Genomic DNA, 16,557 nt, shown 5'->3' with positions numbered 1-16,557 from the left:
TAATTTGACTGATTATGAAAAAGATTATTACAATTAGCTTAATATTAACAGCCTCGTTAACAACTTGGAGTTGTAAAGATATTTTAGAGGCGCCTACCAAATCCTCTTTGGATGAATCTGTGATATTTTCTACTCCAAGTCTTGCTGAAGGAGTTATTCCAGGTATTATACAATCTTTTGGAGAAACAAACTCCTATAGAGGAAGGTATCTCGTGTATTATGGAACAAATACGGATGTAGAGGTATATAGTTCGTTGAAGGCTATTAATGATGATAAGTCTCGCTTAGGGAATTACAATACTAATGTCGAGAATGATCAAATGAATACAGATAATAACGCTTGGGCTAAATTTTATGAAGGAATCGAGCGTGCAAATATGGCTATTCGCGGTCTACGAAATTATGGCAATGTTGAAAACAATCCAGCCATGGCTCAGGTATTAGGTGAGGTACTGGTATTACGTGCGGTGTTATATAATGATTTGATAAAGGGTTGGGGTGATGTACCGGCGCGATTTGAGCCAATTACTACGGAGACAACCTATCTTCCACGTGCGGATCGCGATGTCATCTATAAACAATTATTGGCCGACTTGGATGAAGCAGCCGGTTTATTGCCATGGCCGAATGAAAGTAATGCTACACGTTCTGTAGAAAGAGTGAGCAAAGCTTTTGCAAAAGGGCTACGAGCTCGATTAGCTTTAGCCGCTGGTGGTTATGCACAGCGACTAGATGGTACAGTGCGATTGAGTTCAGATCCTGACCTTTCAAAAGAGAAAATGTATGCTTTAGCGAAACAAGAATGTTTGGATATTATTCAAAGTAATACGTTGAAACTATTAGGTTTTGAAGAATTATTCAAAAGATTCAATAGTGAAAACCTCCTAGCGGGAGGAGAATCCATTTGGGAGATACCGTTTAGTGAAGGTCGTGGACGTGTAATTTTTGATTTAGGCGTACGCCATACCAAGACGAATAAATATACTGGACAAAACCGTGGAGGTACCACTGTCGCAAATCCTTTAATTTGGTATGAGTATGACCGCGAAGATGTTCGCCGAGATGTGTCTGTTGTGCCTTACGAATGGGATAGGGCAGCATCTGATGAGGCTGATGCGGGAGGATTTCAGGTGCCGACCACATTGGGTAGGATGTATTTTGGTAAGTATCGTTACGAATGGATGAACCGCAGAGTGACTTCTACGAATGATGATGGATTAAATTGGATGTACATGCGTTATGCAGATGTGATATTGATGGCTGCAGAAGCTATTAATGAGTTAGATGGACCGCAGGCTGCAGCGCCATATTTAAAAATGATATTAGACAGAGCATTTCCAAACAGTCCAAATAAAGTTTCTACCTTATTAACGAGTGCCTCTGCATCGAAAACAGCATTTTTTAACGCGTTAGTCGATCAGCGTGCCCTAGAATTTACAGGTGAAATGTTGCGCAAAGGAGATTTAATCCGTTGGAATTTGTTGGGTACCAAATTGGCCGAAGCTAAAACAAAATTGCAACAATTAGAGAATAGAACAGGTCCATATGCAAATTTGCCTACTCGCATTTATTATAAAAATGAAGGTGAAAAAGTTGAAATCTATGGGCTAAATTTTGGCGATACTGATGCAGAAGGAGCTTCTTTGGGCTATACAGCAAATAAAGTATGGACAATGTCTTCTTCTGGTGATCAGACAACGTATTGGGATGCGCTTGTGTATCCTGGTAAAGATCCGAATAAACAACAATATTGGCCAATATGGCAGTTCTTTATAGAAGGATCAAATTCTCAATTAAACAACAGTCATTTAAACCTATAAATCGAAGAATTATGAAACGAAATAAATTATTCGGTATAATGGCAATTGCGTTGTCTGTAACAACGATGTCGGCATGTGATAGTAAGTTGACTCAAGAAATAGCTGAACTGCATTTAGATAGAGCATTGTCTCCTACGAATGTAGTGGCTCAAGTGGTCGAACGCACTAATGTGCGATTGAATTGGAATAAAGTTTACAATGCTTCATCCTATACGGTCGAATTCTATGATAATCCAGCTGGAACAGGTACTGCTGTAAAGCGCATTGAAAATATACAACTGGATGAACTCCCTTACACGGTCGCCGGCTTGGATGGCGAAACAGAATATCTTGTAAAAGTACAGGCATTAGGTGAACAAATAAATGAGTCCAAATGGTCAACAGTTACTTTTATTACCGGTACAGAACAGATTTTGCGTGCAGTTGATCCTAACGAAATTACGTCCTCTTCAGCATTGCTAAGATGGCCAGCAGGCCTTCCTGCCACTTCTGTGGAAATAACACCAGGAAATAGATCTATTCCGGTTACAGCACAAAATATTGCAGAGGGGGCTATCCTCATCGAAGGTTTGGGTAGCGATATTACCTATACCGCACGTTTGATAAATGGCTTAAAAACTAGAGGTACTATATCGTTTACAACTATGCTAGGTGATAATGTTACCAAAATAGGCCCTTCTGACGATTTCGTAAGTACACTTTCTACTCTTCAAGATGGAGATATTATTGCACTAGAACCCGGTGAATATACTGTAAATGAAGATGTAGAAATAAACAAAACAATTTCTATCCAAGGTTATAGACCTGCAGATAAGCCAATCTTAAAAGGAATTGTTTTGAAAGTAAAAGCTGGCGCAGGCTTGACTATCAAAGATGTGATTATGGATGGTACTGGCAATTCATCACAAAATCAATCTATATTTTATGATGAAGACTTAAATACAGCATATGGCGAACTATCTATAGAAAATTCAGAATTTAGAAATTATGTGAAAGGATTGCTTTATGTAAATAAAAAAGTACGTATATCTAAAGTTACATACAGCAACAATTTGATATATAACATTGAATGTTCAGGAGGAGATTTCATTGATTTCCGTAATGGTATAGTCGATGAATTGTACTTCCGTAATAATACAGTTTACAATTCTGCATTAGCTCGCGATTTATTCCGAATGGATGCCGGAGGATCAACTAATTTTCCTGGAATCACCTCGAAAATATATATCGAGCAAAATACATTTCATAAAATATTAGATGGAAATTCCAGAAGGATGTTGTATATCCGACTGTCTTCGCATCAGATTTATTTCAATAAAAATATAGTTTCCGAATCTTTGGGATTGCACAGTAATCAAGTAGCTACCACAATTACGCAGATGCAGCAGAATAACTATTTTAATTCGGCAAATTACACGAGTAGTACTGCCTCAAATGCGAAAAATGATACAGGAAATTTCACATTGTTAAATCCACAATTTACAAATTCAAATGGAGGCAATTTTACAATTGGAAATTTAGACCTGAAATTGAATGAAATAGGAGCAGCTCGTTGGAGAAATTGATAAAATGCTCAATTAAATATTCGACTGTTTCGCTGCACAATCTATTATAGTTTATTTTTTGTGTTAAATCGAAACAGTCGAACAATTTTGTAATTTTTAATTATATTAAAATCAGTAAGGATAATTACTATTGTCCCTTTAATTGGATTTCCTGAAGCTGATTAACTATATAAGTACTAATTTATCGTATTATTTATGTATTTTTTGCGCATAGTTAACAGCAAGATATATTACTGCTTCAAAAATTCTTTGATATTTTTATTACTTCCGTAAATGACAATAATTTCACCTTCTTGTAAAATAGTATCTGGTTTTGGGATGCCATGTAAGACCGTAGTAACGATTTGACTTTTTCCGATAAGTGAATCGCGTTCTGTTTTTTTCAATATTGTTAAAACGAGTATTTCATAGCGCTCTCTAAAGCCTATCTCTTGAATAGATTTTCCAAAATACTTCTTGGGAATGATTGCCTCAACAATACTATAGTTTGCATTTAGTTCGAAGGAGTCGACCAAACCAGATAAACATAATTTCTTTGACCATCGTTCCGCGGTTTCTTCCTCAGGGTGGACTATTTCAGAGACTCCAATTGCACTAAGAACTTTTTCATGTAGGGTATTAACAGCCCGGCTAATTAGCCGTTTAACTTTGGCTTCTTTACAAAGAGCGGTAACCATAATATTAGCTCCCTCATTTTCTCCAATTGCAACTATTACGACATCTGTATTTTTCAATGGAAGTGAATTAAACGCAACGGGGTCAGCTGCATCTATGGAAACGGTATGAGTAATATGTTCTTTAAGCGCAGTTATGCGATTTAGTTTAATATCGACACCTATAACTTCATTTCCTTGCGCTGCTAATTTAATTGCTAATGAGGCGCCAAAATTTCCAAGACCTATAATAATGAATTTCATATTTCTAATTTATAGTTAGTTCTTCTTCTGCAAATCGATAATTTGTGAATTTTACTTTTTTAAAAATGGCAATCATAATGGATAGCATTGTAACTCTTCCTATAAACATCAAAATGATGAGCACTGCTTTACTAGCGGTAGATAGATTAAAGGTAATTCCCAGTGTGAGACCGACAGTACTATAAGCTGAGAAGCATTCAAAAGCAATTTGTAATATATTAAATTGATTATCAAATATGCTTATAAGAAATATACACAATCCAATTATAAATAGGGAGAGGGTCATAGTCGCAAATGCTCTTTTAACGGTTATTTCTGCTATTTCTCTACTAAATATTTCCAATCTTTCTTTTCCTCTTACTAAAGTGACGATGTTTAATAGGGCTATAGCGAATGTACTTGTCTTAATACCTCCTCCTGTTGAATTCGGGGAGGCCCCAATCCACATCAAGAATATGACAAACAGAATGCTCGATACCTTTAATTCTGCAAAGTCTATGCTATTATATCCTGCAGTGCGTGGGGTGCTAGCTGTAAATAGAGCTGTGACCCAGCGTCCAAATGTATTATGTTCACTCAGTACTCCGTTTCTTTCTAGAAGCCACAGTAATAAGGTTGCCAAGGCAGTTATAGTTAGTGTCGTTATTAGATTAATTTTACTATTTATGTTGATGACCCAAGGCTTATAAGCATATTGATTTTGAGCATATCTTTTAATGAATCTATTAATTATATGTTTTAAGTATTGAAGTAGATTTATAACTATTGGAAACCCTAGCCCACCTAGTACAAATAAGGAGAGAATTATTAATTGAAAAGGATAATTAAATAAAACTGATTTTTCAGCCAGACCAAGTGGGAGAGTGGAAAATCCAGCATTACAAAACGAAGAAATGGAATGAAATATACAGAAAAATACGTGTTGTTTGAAGCCTAGGGTTTGAAAGTCGGGTGTTAAAAAATAAATTAAAATAGCTCCCCAAGCTTCAATAGAGAATGTAATTATAATTATACGTTTTAACAAAAGAAATACTTCTCCAAGTTTTTGAGAATTTGCCATGTCTTTACTAGCAAGCTGATTTTCATAGGAGGAGCCCCCCTTGAAAAAGTACGCGAAATAAGATGCAAAAGTTAATATTCCTAACCCTCCCATTTGTATAAGTAACATAATAATGACTTTTCCCACAGGTGTAAATGCACTGGCGGTATCTACAACTATTAGCCCCGTAACACAAACTGCACTTGTTGCCGTGAAAGCTGCGTCAATTAATGATATATTTTGTGTATGCGATATAGGGTGGTATAATAGCGCGGTCCCTATTAAAATGAGCAAAATGAAACTACCAGAAAATAGCTGGGCAGGATTGTAGAATTTTTTCACAACATATATTTTTTCAAAGGTATAAAAAGTCCTTACTATTCAAATTGAATTTTCCAAATGTTGTATTTGAAATTTTTATGCATTATGTAATAGATTTTGGTGAGAAGAATTGGTACATACAAAGAGAATAAGTTGGTCTTTTTGAAGATTACATGTCATATTAAGGTATGCTTTTAAACCAAAATTTGCATTTAAGGTATTTATTTATACATTTGAGCCGTTGTATCATAATAATTTACTATGAAAAATATAATAATTTTACTTTCTTTTGTTATCAGCGGTTTTGTTGCTCAGGCTCAAGTTGATAAATTTCAATTATCTAGTCACATATTAGATATATCTACAGGGCAGGGTGCACCTGATGTAAAAGTATTATTAAAAAAATGGAGCAATGATAAATGGATAGATGTTCAAGGTTCAAAGACTGATGAAAATGGTAGAATTAAAGAGTTGTTGGCTTTTTCCAAAGCCGGTAATGACGGTATTTATAAATTAGTTTTTGAGACACATCCATATTTTAAGAAAAAAAATATCGATAGTATATATCCGTTTATTGAAGTTGTGTTTAGTATTAAAGGCAATGGGCATTATCATATTCCAATAACTGTTACGCCTTTTGGTTATTCTACATACAGAGGTAATTAGTGTAAATATATACTTTCGGGTGTTGATTTATAACATTCAACCATTATGATTAACATAAAGGTTTTGAATAAATATTTATTAAATCTGTGCAATATCTTAATCATGAGTTCGAGGTTTCTTTGAACTCATTTCTTTTATATTAATAGGTGTTATTTTAAAGTGATGTGTTTTAACTTTTATTCCCAAGAATCAACGTTTACTATGATGTTTTCTTCATTAATTAAATTTGTTTTATAGGTAATTTGTTGTATTACCTCATCTAATTCATTTACTGCATCCATAATTAATTCCATAATTTCCTCTATAGTTAGTCCCCCTCCTCCTAGTTCTTTGGAGAGATATACTAGACCCATTATTCTGGTAAGGGGGCTACGTATTAAATGTGACTGTGTCCAAGCAATTTCTCGAAGGGCTTCATTTTGCTTCTTAATTCGCTCCATATTTCCGCGCGATACGGATACATCTAAAGCTGCTCCTACCAATCTTACCGCATTTCCATCTTGATCTCTTAATATATTGCATCTGTCTACCACATATGATACTGACCCATCAGTTAATATAATTTTATATTCTTCACGCCATGTTTCTTGAGTTTTATTTTTAAGAGCGTATTCAAGAGATGCCCAGACTCTTAATCGGTCACTAGGATCTATGGCGGTGAACCATGAATTTTCTATCGAGAATGTTTCGCTTAAATTATAATCAAATGTTTGATTATGATTCTTTCTTCTTATGAGCTGATTAGTCGTTAAATCAACGTTCCAAATCAATTCATTACTTGCTTTCATTGCTAGTATAAAGACTTCATTACTTAAATGCAGTTGCTTTTCATATTCTTTTCTCTCAGTGATGTCTTGTATTGTTCCTTCGATTCTGACAGGAGTACCTTTTTCATCAGTTATTAGTTGTACTTCTTGACGAACCCATTTACTTTTGCCTGACGATGTAATTATTTCGTGTTCAAAACTTTGTACTTTTGTATCAGTAAGGTGTATTGCGGGGTCATCTGAAATTAAATACCTGTCGGCAGGCTTGAATGTTTGTAATAAGTTCTCTTTAGTGGGTGTGAATGTCTCGGGTTGATATTCATAAATGGCATATGTTTCCTCGCTCCATACCGAAACGTCCGAATTAATTTCTCGGTACCAGTAACCTAGTTTAGCAATTTTTTGTGCTGTTTTTAATCGCTCGTAAGCTGTTTTTAATTTTTTTTCTGCAAGGGTTTGTTCTGTAATATCTTTACCAACAGCAATTATAGTCTTAGATTCAGTTAATGCTGTGGCAGAACATAACAACCATTTAACTTCACCATTAGAGGCGATAAGTCTTCCCTTAAAAGGTTCTGATGATTGTCCTTGTATTAAAGAATTAATACTTTGGGCAACTTTATCTTTATCATCTGGGTATATAAAATTAGAAATGGGTGTAGTATATAAATGTTTCTTAGAAAAACCAATTAGAGAAATAAACGCTTTATTACATTTTTTTATATAGCCATCGAAACCGACAACACATCTAGGGTCTGGGGAAATATTAAAAAAGTTTCGGTATTCCTCTTCTGTTAATTTTTGTTTTATTACTATGCCTAATTTCTGGATTACACTACTTAAAATACAAATTTGTTCCGTAAGTTTTTCAGAAGAATCTTTTGAAAAGCATGTGATGCAGCCAAGAAATTGATCGGCATAGATAATAGGAAATCCTATGCCGGATGAAAGTTTTGCTATTTTTGCAGCTTTTGTTCGAAGAAATTTTTTATGTTTAGGGAGATTTTCCCATACAACTTTATTTTTCTCCTTCCATACTCTTCCTGGTAACCCTTCATTAAATCTAAAGTTGGTAGTATGTAAAGACTGAAAATGAAAGGCCTCTGTATCAGTTTTTTGATAAGCTTTTGTAATAAGATTCAATTGGCTATTATCAGGGGTTATCAGCCATATTTCACTCATACATATTTTTGAAACTTTAACTAACTTTTTTAATGCTTCATGAAGGCAGGTTACTAAAGAATTTGGTTTAGCTATTGCTAAACTAATTTCTGTAACCAGATTGTTAATTATTGTCTGTTTTATTTCGTCAGTAACATCATGTGTGTTCGCAACAATTCCTTCAATTAAGGGTGTGTTTAGGTGATTGGAAAGCTCAGTACGTACCCATCTAAGGTTTCCCTGGGCATCAGGAAAACGATATGGTTCAATAGAGATATATTTTTTATTTTGAATTTTGGATAGTAAGTGTTTCACTCTAGGCAAATCTTCTTCATAAACAAAATCGAAAGCACTTTTCCCTATAAATTCTGTTGCATCGATTCCTAATACTGTTTTTGATGAAGGAGCAACATATTTATAATTTCCATTTTTATCCAAAATAGCCACAAGGTCATTTCCATTTTCAATTAAAGATTTGTATTTACCTTCGCTAAATGATAATTCTTGATATGCTTTATGGGATTTAAGTACTTGTGCAAGATTTGAAGTCAGTGCATACAATAATTGAAATTCATCTTCTGAAAATCGTTTATATTTTTTACAATCATCAAAGCCTATAAACCCATAAAATTCCTCATCGACAAATATGGGGAGTGTAAGTGCCGATTTTATGTTTTGTGCCTCTAATACACTTTTTGACCATGAGGGGGGTAGCTCATTGACTATAGCCTCAAAGTGTTTCTTTTCTTTTAAAGAGTTTATGATAAGATGGTAATCAGATAGTTTTGCATCTTGTAACAATGGATTGTCAATTTCTGGTTCAATATTAGTCCTATTCCATTCAAGTTTTTGGGAGGTAGTTTCATTTTTTAAGTTATTTTCGAAGAAGTAAATACGATCCACTTCTATTATTTCACCAATAATTTCGAAGCAGCGATATAGCGACTGCATCCAGTCAGTTGACTTTAACCAAATTTGACTTATATTTCCTATGGCTTTTAAATAATCTTTTTGGGCTAAAATTTTCTGCTGTTTTTCATATCTTGTCGTAAGATCAGTTATAGTAATTATTTCAGCGTCAATCCCTCGGTAATGAATGCTATTACATTTAATTTGAACATATAAAGTGTTGCCATTCGCATTTTTATGTCTATAAACAACTTCATTTTTAATTCCTTTGTTATAGTCAAAATTACTGCATATTATTTCGGTCTCTGTATCACCTACAGTCTGCCAAATATCGTTCAATTTCATGTTTAAAAATTCATCTTCACTATAGCCATAGAGTTGTATAGCTTCCTTATTTATAGCAAGAAATTGTAGTGATTCTTTTTGATAAACCACTACTGGGACAGGTATAAAACTCAAGAAATCAAAGTTGTTATTAGACAGTTGGAAAGAGCTGTTAGTCATACTTTTTAAGTGTTATGTAGCTTGATTGTCAATTGTTTAATTGCGCTTTTGATTGGTGCATATGAATCTTTTCATGGATTTATATTTAAATTTTTAATAATCTGCTTGGTGAGGGGCTTAACTAAATATGACTCAACTAGACTAAACTCCTTTGCTTTTATTTTATCTTGAACATCTATAGAGGAACTCAGTAAAAAAATTTTTAAGTTGTAGCCTTTCTCATTCTTTGTGAGGGCATTTAAAAATTCCCACCCATCCATTATTGGCATATTTATGTCGAGAAAGACCGTAAAAGAAAATGCTGGATTGTTATAAATGTGAGCAAGCGCAGATTTTCCATTCTCAAAATTTAAGATGGAAGCTTCAGGATATTCGGAAGAAATAATTTTTTGATGGATAAAATTCATTATTTGATTATCATCAATTAATAGTACCTGATGCATTGGCAATATTTATTATGTATTAAAATTTGATTTATTGCAGGATTATAGCCTACTATTATACCCTGGTTCTAAAATCTTTTAACGATTTTATCGGAATTTACGGAGAATTTGAGACATTTCAAATCATAGTTATTTCTTGTATGGGATTAAATACTCAAAAAATTTATGGGCCATTTATATAAAAAATGCGCATAAAAACATTTTTTGGAACAATTATGGTAGAAATAAATACTAAATGTTGATGCAAAAGTGTAGTTTTACACCTGTGTTGCTTTGGTTTAATTTGTGAATTTTATAATTAACATTTAATCCATTTCTAAATTTTTATTTGTCTACAGCAGGGTTACAAAGACTAATTAAACTGAATTTTAAAATGAACATGTTTACTTAATATGTGAAATCCATGGAAGTAAAGAAAGAAATATCTATATTCTGGTTTCGAAGAGATTTACGTCTTGAGGATAATGTTGGGTTATATTATGCTCTTAACAGCAAATATCCTGTTCTGCCAATATTTATTTTTGATACAGATATTTTAAAAAAGTTAGATGACAAAAATGATAGGAGAATTGATTATATACATCAATCACTTTATGCTATTAACTTAAAATTAAGGGAGTTTAAAACTACTTTAAATACTTATATTGGCTCACCGTTGCACCTATTTAAGGAATTAAGTGAAAAGTATAGCATTAAATCAGTTTTTATTAACAGGGATTATGAGCCTTTAGCTATACAGCGTGATGTTCAAATTTATTTATACTTTAAAGCACAAAACATAGAGTTTACAGCTTGTAAAGATCAAGTCATATTTGACAAAAAAGATATTTTAAAATCTGATCAATCTCCTTATACTATTTATACGCCCTATTCTAAGAAATGGAAGGAAACCCTAAAATCAGAGCATTATAGAGTAAATAAGCCAAATTATTCTAATTTTCTAAAGCTAGATCATAAAGCAATTCCGTCTTTAAAGGAAATTGGATTTACTAAAACTGATATTATTTTTCAAAAGCCTTATCTTGATCAAAAAATTATAGAGAACTACGATAAATATCGAGACTTTCCTTATATGCAGCATACTACACAGCTCGGTATTGCCTTGCGTTTTGGAACTATCAGCATCCGTGAGTGCGTTGGTTATGCATTAAGTCATAACCATATTTGGTTAAATGAATTAATTTGGAGAGAGTTTTTTATGATGATTATATATCATTTTCCAAAGGTAGTAAAAGAATGTTTTAAACCTAATTACGATTATATTCAATGGAGGAATAATGAAGAGGAATTTGAGCGTTGGTGCATGGGCGAAACGGGATATCCAATTGTAGATGCGGGTATGAAACAGCTAAATGCTACTGGCTATATGCATAATAGGATTAGGATGATTACAGCTAGTTTTCTTTGTAAACATCTTTTAATAGACTGGCGTTGGGGTGAGGCATATTTTGCTAAAAAACTTAATGACTATGACCTTTCTGCAAATAATGGTAATTGGCAATGGGTTGCTGGTTCAGGCTGTGACGCAGCCCCTTATTATAGAGTATTCAACCCTAAACTTCAAATGGAAAAATTTGATAAGAATTTACAATATGTAAAACAATGGGTTCCGAAATTTGGTACCAATGAATATCCAAAAGAAATTATTGCCCATAGCGAGGCTCGGGAGCGGATGTTAATCTGCTATAAACGGGCTTTAGAACTTAATTTCATCAAATAGAAACTTTTAATTGAAGTATACTAATTTTGGTTGGTTAGTAGTGTAATATTTTAAAAAATACAACTCTTCTCGCGGGCTAACCAGGGGTTAAATTTTTAAACTCTCTGAATTTGTAAGGATAGAGATATATGAGTCAACCTTATTCACGGTTGGGATAAACCAGGGATGAAAATACCAAAATGTATGAGGAGACTGTTCAAAATGTAACTCCTCCACATGGATGTTCCATTCTTTATATTTGGTTTTTACTTCATTTTTACCTGCGCTAAACCTCTTATAACCACTCGTAATGAATAACATAGGCGAAGAGTTCTTAGATAAATGTGTCAGTGCAGAAGCTTCTTTCCAATTAGTTGAAGCTTGTGTCGAATCTCCTCCAAGCCATTCTGATGCCATTTTTCCTTCTTCCGCATCCGGATGCGTGAAAGATAATAAACCATCGATGTTTACGACAGCTTTGATGGAAGGATTATTGACGCCATAATTTCTTTCCTTATGAATTGATTTGTTAAGCGCGCCAACGAGAGCGGCTAACTGACCACCGGAAGAAGTGCCTAAACAAATGATATTTTTCCGATCGATGTTGTATATTTTTGAATTTTTCTTCAACCAACTAATTGCATCTTGAATATCCTCTACAGCAGCTGGATATTTAGCTTCTAATGATAACCTATACTCTACTGCAACGCACGTATAACCTTTTTCTGCAAGGGCTAAGGAAAGTTGATGCATATGCGTTTTGTCTCCAGATCGCCATCCACCGCCATGTATTAAAACTATTGCAACATTTTTATGGAGAATTCTAGGCTCAAAAATATCCACTTTCAAATCTCTATTCCCCACATTTTTGTAGGTGAGGTCTTTCGAAACCTTAACATGTTTACTGTTGACTTGGGCTATCTGAATGTATGGGAATTTTTTCTTTTCTTTCTCAAAAGTAGAATAAACACTGAAGGAAGTGTCTTTTGGGATAATAATCGTTTGCCCAAATAAATTTTGAGGATGATTTAGCTGTCCCAAAAGAACGATTAAAAAAAACAGAAAACGCATTGTAGACTATTTTCCTAAGGGGTTCCAACCTTTAAAAATTTTATCTAAACTGTATTTAGTCGCTTCGGTATCGGATAATTGATGAGACCATGCAACGCGTTGAGACAAATTGCTTGCTCCTGGGCCTATATTTTTGTATTCCGCATAATAAGCAGTTTTGTGTTTGTCTGCAAAGTTTTTGTCTCCTGCCCAGGGATCCCATCCTTCTGAGGTAATGTGACTCCCAAGCTCGCAGTACAAGAAAATAGTTTTGGCAAATGGGCGCCAAGGTCTACCGAGGTAAACTTTATTTACATTCGCATCTGCTGCGACCAGGGTGCACTTATAAAACACAAATCCATACGGCTCGTGTTCCGTTGTTGAGGCTGCAGTAATATAAGAATTGGATAAACTTTCGATTATACATTCCTGAAAAAAGGCCGTTGTAGCACCAAAAATATAATCTGTTGTTCCCTTGATGTGCGTATCGTGCACAAATACGCGTACACCAGCTTTGGATAAATAAAATGAATCTTGATTACCAAATATATTACAATTCAATACTTTGATGCGATCGCCTTCTGTATGCAAAGCAACGGCTTGACCAACTCTACCTGCCGTATTTTCTATGGTAAGATTCTCTACAACACAATCATCTCCCGCAACACGAAGGGTGTAAGTGGTATAAGTCGTATGCGCTTCTCGGCCGTCTATGTCCTTTGTCGGAAGTTTCTTTCCTGAATAATCATCATTGCTGATGATGGTATTTTCTTTATTGAACCCACGTAGAATGATATTTCTTTTGTTATTGGGTATCGTAACTTTCTCAAAGTAAGTGCCTGGATGAATTTGAATGACAACAGGATATTCTGCAAAATCGCGTACATGATCTATTGCATCTTGAATCGTTGTAAAATCCTCAGTACCGTCTGTACTAACACCTATTTCAAACTTATTGTCTAATGTCTGTGCACGCAATGATACGCTAGTACCAAGCACTAATAGGATTAATAAGGATAAAGTTTTTATGATCTGCATGGAATTGTTTTTCATTGGTTATGACAAGATTACTAAATATCCATTAGCGTATCAATACAATTTTATGCAATCGTTATCGATAACGATTTCGCATTTATTTCATTGAATACTAGCTTATTGATGGTAAATTAGGTTTTAAAATTTACCGTTAATGAAAAGCATAATTTACGTTAGTGTTGCTATCGTATCTTTTTTAATATTTTTTGGTTTTGCTGAAAAGCGTCATATAACCGTGTGGATGATAGGAGATTCTACAATGGCTATTAAATCGCAAAACAAACATCCTGAAACAGGATGGGGAATGCCGTTTGCTTCTTTTTTTAAAGAAGAAGTTGTGGTAAAAAATCATGCTAAAAACGGCCGAAGTACTAAATCATTCAAAAATGAAGGTTTATGGAAAGAAGTGTATGAAAATTTAAAAGCTGGAGATTATGTGTTTATCCAATTTGGTCATAATGATGAAAAAGTTGATAAACCTAATGTTGGTGTGACACTAGAACAATTTGAAGCGAATCTTCGAGAATATGTTGAATTAGTCAAAGCAAAAAATGCTTTTCCCATATTACTTACTCCAATTGCTAGACGCAAATTTGATGAAGGCAAATTACAAGATACACACGGCGATTATGGAAATATTGCCTGTGCACTTGCTCAAAAAGTCAAGGTTCCTTGCATTGATATGCGCAAGGTGAGCAATGAATTGCTTTCTGAACTTGGGGAGGAGTCTTCAAAAAAATTGTTTCTTCATTTGGAAAATGGGCATGTGAATTATCCAGAAGGTGTGACGGATAACACGCACCTCAATGAAGTTGGGGCAAAGCGAATTGCGGAGCTAGTAGCAAGGGAATTAAAAACACAAAAAATAGCGTTAAGTAGCTATTTGAAATAGTAGCAGATTGACAACGTTTGCATAGAATGTTCTTTCGATTAAGATTTTAAGAACGTAAAATTGTTGTTCGCGATAACCAATACTAAAATATATGATGATACTTAAGAATTTATTTAAAGGATCCGGTGCTATATGGAGCACGACAATTTGTTTATTAGCTGGTTTTTCGGCAAAAGCCCAGATTCATGAGCCCCAACAGCCTATAATTAAGGCAACATCTTTTCGGGCTGATACGGTTAATATTTCCAGTTTTGGTGCTAAAGGCGATGGCCAATTTTTAAATTCTGAGGCTATCAATAAAGCTATCACGACTATAAGTCAACGTGGTGGAGGTGTGGTATTAGTGCCTGCAGGGCTATGGCTTACGGGTCCTATTGAAATGAAAAGCAATGTAAACTTGCATGTTTCCAGAGAAGCAATTCTTTTGTTTTCTGACAAATTTGACGATTACAAACTAGTAGAATCGAATTGGGAAGGACAGCCAGCTTGGCGTAATCAAAATCCTATTTCTGGTAAAAATCTAGAGAATATTGCCATCACAGGTAAGGGTATTATCGACGGAAATGGCGGTGTGTGGCGAATGGTCAAGCGCAATAAAATGACGGATTCGCAGTGGAAGAAATTGTTGGCTTCAGGTGGTGTGGTAGATGAGAAAGCTAAGATTTGGTATCCTTCAGAAGGCTCGTTAAAAGGTGCTTTGGAAAATAGAAGTGGAACCATAAAACCTGGTGTTACCAAAGAAGATTTTTTAGATGTAAAAGACTTTTTAAGACCAAATTTATTGGTTTTCACACAGTGTAAACGAGTATTAATCGAAGGCGTGACGATTCAGAACTCTGCAGCGTGGAACTTACATCCACTGATGTGTGAGGATGTGATATTGCGTGATGTATTGGTTCGGAATCCTTGGTATGCTCAGAATGGGGATGGTGTGGATATAGAATCATGCAAAAATGTATTGGTAGAAGATTGTACTTTCGACGTGGGTGATGATGGAATCTGTATCAAATCCGGAAGAGACAAAGCAGGGCGTGATCGTGCAATGCCTACAGAAAATGTGATTATACGTCGCTCCGTGGTCTATCATGCACATGGCGGTTTTGTGATTGGCAGTGAGATGAGTGGTGGAGCACGCAACATTTGGGTAGAAGATTGTTCATTTATTGGAACAGATATTGGGCTTCGTTTCAAAACAAAAAGAGGCCGTGGAGGTGTAGTTGAAAATATTTTTATAAAGAATATCAATATGGTTGGTATCCCAGGGGAAGCTATTCTTTTTGATATGTACTATGAAGCTGTGGATCCAATACCGCTTTTGGGTGATGAGAAAGAGCCAATAAAAGTGGTGAAACTTCCAGTTACCGAGGAGACGCCTCAATTTAAAAATTTTACGATTAAAAATGTACATGTAAACGGAGCAGATAAAGGAATTTTCTTCCGTGGACTTCCAGAAATGCACGTAAAGAATGTCTCATTAGAAAACATAAATATCCAAGCAAACAAAGGAATTGAGATTATAGCATCGACCAATATTTCATTAAAGAATGTACGTGTAAATACTGAAAATACAAATCCATTGGTTCAGGTGGTAGATAGTGAGGGTATTACGTTTGATAAGTTGACACCGATGAGTCCTGTTGAATTGCTGATGCGTGTATCGGGAAGTGAATCCAAAAATATCCGTGCGACTGGAACGAATTTTAAGGACGTAAAAACTAAAAGTGCATTTGATCGCGGTGCGACATCCAAAGCACTTACTATGTAATCTG

Annotated in this window: 12 protein-coding genes; 6 read left to right on the top strand and 6 right to left on the bottom strand. The window is 34.7% G+C overall.

Translation table 11 applies throughout. The features are described 5' to 3' along the window. Positions 1-14: 14 nt before the first annotated feature. Positions 15-1,820: a RagB/SusD family nutrient uptake outer membrane protein gene (locus GOQ16_RS10795; RefSeq protein ID WP_160069287.1), complete on the top strand. Its 1,806-nt coding sequence runs from the start codon at positions 15-17 to the stop codon at positions 1,818-1,820. Between the two features lie 11 nt (positions 1,821-1,831). Further along, complete coding sequence (locus tag GOQ16_RS10790) at positions 1,832-3,385, top strand: DUF4957 domain-containing protein (RefSeq protein WP_160069286.1); 1,554 nt, start codon at positions 1,832-1,834, stop codon at positions 3,383-3,385. A 230-nt stretch (positions 3,386-3,615) separates the two neighbouring features. Here the strand turns inward: GOQ16_RS10790 and GOQ16_RS10785 are convergent, their stop codons facing one another. After that, the gene (locus GOQ16_RS10785; protein WP_149915151.1) at positions 3,616-4,302 is read right to left on the bottom strand and encodes a potassium channel family protein; all 687 of its coding nucleotides are present in this window, start codon (positions 4,300-4,302) and stop codon (positions 3,616-3,618) included. 4 nt (positions 4,303-4,306) lie between these two features. Further along, positions 4,307-5,683 (bottom strand): TrkH family potassium uptake protein, encoded by a 1,377-nt coding sequence (locus GOQ16_RS10780; protein WP_204987465.1) that lies wholly within the window; start codon positions 5,681-5,683, stop codon positions 4,307-4,309. Between the two features lie 240 nt (positions 5,684-5,923). Between GOQ16_RS10780 and uraH the strand changes: the two genes are divergently transcribed. Beyond that, on the top strand, positions 5,924-6,328 hold the full coding sequence (gene uraH, locus GOQ16_RS10775) for a hydroxyisourate hydrolase (protein ID WP_149915149.1): 405 nt from the start codon (positions 5,924-5,926) through the stop codon (positions 6,326-6,328). Positions 6,329-6,504: 176 nt separating this feature from the next. On the opposite strand, the gene GOQ16_RS10770 is transcribed toward uraH, so the two are convergent. Together GOQ16_RS10770 and GOQ16_RS10765 are read right to left on the bottom strand one after the other, a co-directional pair. Then, entirely contained in the window at positions 6,505-9,669 is a 3,165-nt protein-coding gene (locus GOQ16_RS10770; protein WP_160069285.1) for a PAS domain S-box protein, read from the bottom strand. 71 nt (positions 9,670-9,740) lie between these two features. Then, positions 9,741-10,112 (bottom strand): response regulator, encoded by a 372-nt coding sequence (locus GOQ16_RS10765; protein WP_160069284.1) that lies wholly within the window; start codon positions 10,110-10,112, stop codon positions 9,741-9,743. Between the two features lie 403 nt (positions 10,113-10,515). Here GOQ16_RS10765 and GOQ16_RS10760 point away from each other — a divergent pair, with 403 nt between their 5' ends. After that, positions 10,516-11,832: a cryptochrome/photolyase family protein gene (locus GOQ16_RS10760; RefSeq protein WP_160069283.1), complete on the top strand. Its 1,317-nt coding sequence runs from the start codon at positions 10,516-10,518 to the stop codon at positions 11,830-11,832. Between the two features lie 87 nt (positions 11,833-11,919). Here the strand turns inward: GOQ16_RS10760 and GOQ16_RS10755 are convergent, their stop codons facing one another. Continuing rightward, complete coding sequence (locus tag GOQ16_RS10755; RefSeq protein ID WP_160069282.1) at positions 11,920-12,882, bottom strand: alpha/beta hydrolase; 963 nt, start codon at positions 12,880-12,882, stop codon at positions 11,920-11,922. 6 nt (positions 12,883-12,888) lie between these two features. Further along, positions 12,889-13,914, bottom strand: a complete 1,026-nt coding sequence (locus GOQ16_RS10750) for a pectinesterase family protein (RefSeq protein WP_160069281.1) — start codon at positions 13,912-13,914, stop codon at positions 12,889-12,891. 136 nt (positions 13,915-14,050) lie between these two features. On the opposite strand from GOQ16_RS10750, the gene GOQ16_RS10745 reads away from it, so the two are divergent. Together GOQ16_RS10745 and GOQ16_RS10740 are read left to right on the top strand one after the other, a co-directional pair. Then, the gene (locus GOQ16_RS10745) at positions 14,051-14,788 is read left to right on the top strand and encodes a rhamnogalacturonan acetylesterase (RefSeq protein ID WP_160069280.1); all 738 of its coding nucleotides are present in this window, start codon (positions 14,051-14,053) and stop codon (positions 14,786-14,788) included. A 91-nt stretch (positions 14,789-14,879) separates the two neighbouring features. Next, on the top strand, positions 14,880-16,553 hold the full coding sequence (locus tag GOQ16_RS10740) for a glycoside hydrolase family 28 protein (protein WP_160069279.1): 1,674 nt from the start codon (positions 14,880-14,882) through the stop codon (positions 16,551-16,553). Positions 16,554-16,557 lie beyond the last annotated feature (4 nt).

It is taken from the genome of Sphingobacterium bovisgrunnientis (assembly GCF_009829085.1).
Classification (GTDB): domain Bacteria; phylum Bacteroidota; class Bacteroidia; order Sphingobacteriales; family Sphingobacteriaceae; genus Sphingobacterium; species Sphingobacterium bovisgrunnientis.
Note: the sequence above shows the minus strand (reverse complement) of the source record. Positions and strands in the feature narration are given on the sequence as shown.